The 2692-nt window shown below is 62.9% G+C and carries 1 protein-coding gene and 1 pseudogene; both read right to left on the reverse strand.

The features are described from left to right. Positions 1-101 precede the first annotated feature (101 nt). Positions 102-2354 (reverse strand): TonB-dependent receptor, encoded by a 2253-nt coding sequence (locus VK519_RS10660; protein ID WP_324349668.1) that lies wholly within the window; start codon positions 2352-2354, stop codon positions 102-104. A gap of 154 nt (positions 2355-2508) precedes the next feature. Further along, positions 2509-2692, reverse strand: a pseudogene (locus VK519_RS10665) (LysR family transcriptional regulator); the annotation flags it as partial.

Here is a 2692-nt window from a genome sequence, read left to right on the forward strand (position 1 = left end):
TCGGGCGCCCAGCGCGGTGCATCGGCGGCGCGTACCGGCAACATCGCCGCGAACAGCATCCATGCGCATAGCCACGCGGTCCTTGCGCGTTCCATCGCCGGCTAGAACGTGATGCTGTAGGTAAGGGAGGTCACCCGCCCACGGCCAGCCCAGTAGTTCTGGTAACCGGCCAGCTGCGACCAGCTCAGGATGTACTGCTTGTTCAGCAGGTTCTCCACGCCCAGCGATAGCTTGCCGTAGTTTTCCATGTCGTAGTTCACACCCAGGTCCCACAGGGTATAGCCGTGGGTCCGCTCGGTGTAGCTGAACTGCGCGCCATCGTAGGCACGCACATCGCTGCCCGATACATGGCGGCCGAACAGCGAGGTGGCGCCGAGCGTGGCATCGGCATGCGGCAGGAAATTCCAGGTAACCGAATAGGCCAGCTTGTCCGGGTTGATGTCCAGCACACCCAGCGGCTTCTTGAGGCTGCCCGAACCATACCTGCCGCCCGGATCCGCCGACCAGAACGAGGTCTTGCCGGTAATGTGCGAGTACAGCGCCGTGACCTTCCAGTAGTCGTTGAATTTCCAGTCGCCGGTGAGCTCGGTGCCTTCGATGCGCACCGGGGCACGCGACAGGATGAAGTCGGACGTATGTGGGTCGATGGCAAGGGACGAGCCGAAAGGCGACTTCGAGATGTAATGCGTGGCACCGAAGGAGCCCCGCTCGCCGCGCCAGTTGAAGCCTACTTCGTTGTTCTTGTAGATGATGGCATTCAGGTCGCTGATGCGGTCCACCGACTGGCCCGGCGTATTGATGTTGCGCAGCGGGATACCGATGTTGGGAAGCGTGAAGCCCTCGCTATAGGAGGCGAACACCGACCACTCGTCGGTGATGCGCCAGATGCCGCCGATGTTCCGGAGGTTCTCCTTGTACTTCACGCTGCCACCCTGCACGAGTACCCGGTTGTTGTAGTACGTGGTGGTGTAGCTGTTGACATCGAGCTTGTCGTCCTCGCGCCGGTAACCGCCGCTGATGGTGATCGGCCCGATGTCGTAGGAGAGCTGCGCATACGGCGCGGTGCTCTTGTACTTCATCGGCGGCACCCACAGTCGGTTGGTCAGTGCCAGGCGCTGCTGCGCCTCGTCGCGGGCGAGGTCCACGCCCACGTGCAGTTCAAGGCCGGTAAGCAGAAGATCTGGCCGGGTCCAGGACGTGCGCAGGCCCTTCTTGTGCGCATCGATCTCGGATTGGTCATACAGGGTGCCCAGCGGTGCGATCAGCGGATCCTGCTTGTCATCGGCGAGCTCCGGCAGGTAGCGCATGGCCTGGTCCGCCTTGTAGGCGTTGATATCCAGCGAGCCGCCGAAAAAGGCTTTGTGCGTGTACTCGGCGTTGTACTGCTTGAAATCGTTGAAGGCGTCTTTCGACCCAAAGATATGGCCCTTCTCCGAGGTGTTGGTCACCGGCGTGGCGCACGGCGGATCGTCGGTCGGGCCGCGGCAACCAAGCACCTGGATGTAGTCGCCCTTGCCGTTGATCTTGAAGCGGCTATAGCTGGCCTGCAGGCGCTGGTCGTTGTCTTCGCCGAAGTTCCAGCCGACCTTGCCGAAGAGGTTGTTCGACTCGGAATCGGCCAGCGACCCGGAGGTGTTCAGGCCGATGCGCCGTCCGTTGCCGTCGTAGGTGATACCACGGTCGATGTGCGAACCGGACAGCAGGATGTCGTAGGAGTCCTGCTTGCGGGCGAAGGTGATACCGGTCTTCCAGCTACCACTGTCGTCATGGCCCTGGGTCTGGTAGCGCGTGGTGATGGTGGTCTGGTTGCCTTCCTTGGTGGGCACGGCGGAGATGTAGTTGATGATGCCGCCGGCAGCGCCGATGCCCTCGGAAGCCGACGGGCCGTTGATCACTTCCACGCGGCCGATGATGCCCATGTCGGTGAAAGTGCCATTGCGCGTGCCTTCGCGCAGCGGCGAGCCCTGGGGCACGCCGTCGAACAGGCGCAGGGGAATGCGGCCGCGCAGTGTTTCGCCGGTGTTGCTCATGGCCTGCGAAGATTCGGCGTAACCCGGGACGGTGCGGGCAAGCACTGCCGTGGCGTCCTCGGTGACGAGCAGCGTATGGGCGATCTCTTCCTTGTTCACCACGGTGATGGCACCGGGGATCTCGTCGATGGCCTTGGGCGTGCGGGTACCGGTGACGATGACCTGGTCCAGGTTCACCACTTTGCCTTCCTTGTCGCGTACCTGGTTCTTGGCCGGTGCGGGCGTGGTGTCGGGCGCGGGTGGCGCGCTTTCCTGGGCGAAGGCCGTGCCCGCGGCGAGGGCGAGCAGGATACCGCTGATAGCGGCGGTCAGTGGCTTGGTCATGGCGTGTGACGCTCTCCCCGGTGTGCGCACGACGTTAAGAATTGTTGGGGAGACTAGGGCGTTCGGCGCTGTCGTCAAACCGACACGAACTATGTTCAGAGACTAGTTTTTGTTGCTTACCAGTCGCGGATAAATTGTTGCCCTGCAACAACTTTCACTGCGTGAGCGGCACAACCTTGCGGCTTTCGGCAAGCAACACCGACACCAGCCGCACGCGCACGCTCGAACGCGACCACACGATGCCGATGCGCCGCGGCACCGCCGCGTGCGGCAGTGGAATGCGGACAAGATCCAGACCCTCGGGCCATGGCCTTGCCCAGTCCGGCACCAGCGACACG

This window comes from Pinirhizobacter sp. (genome assembly GCF_035317885.1).
Classification (GTDB): Bacteria; Pseudomonadota; Gammaproteobacteria; order Xanthomonadales; family Rhodanobacteraceae; genus Pinirhizobacter.

Excerpts from the sequence above, each read along its gene's own strand:
- VK519_RS10660 (WP_324349668.1), bottom strand. The coding sequence starts at position 2,354 with ATGACCAAGCCACTGACCGCCGCTATCAGCGGTATCCTGCTCGCCCTC.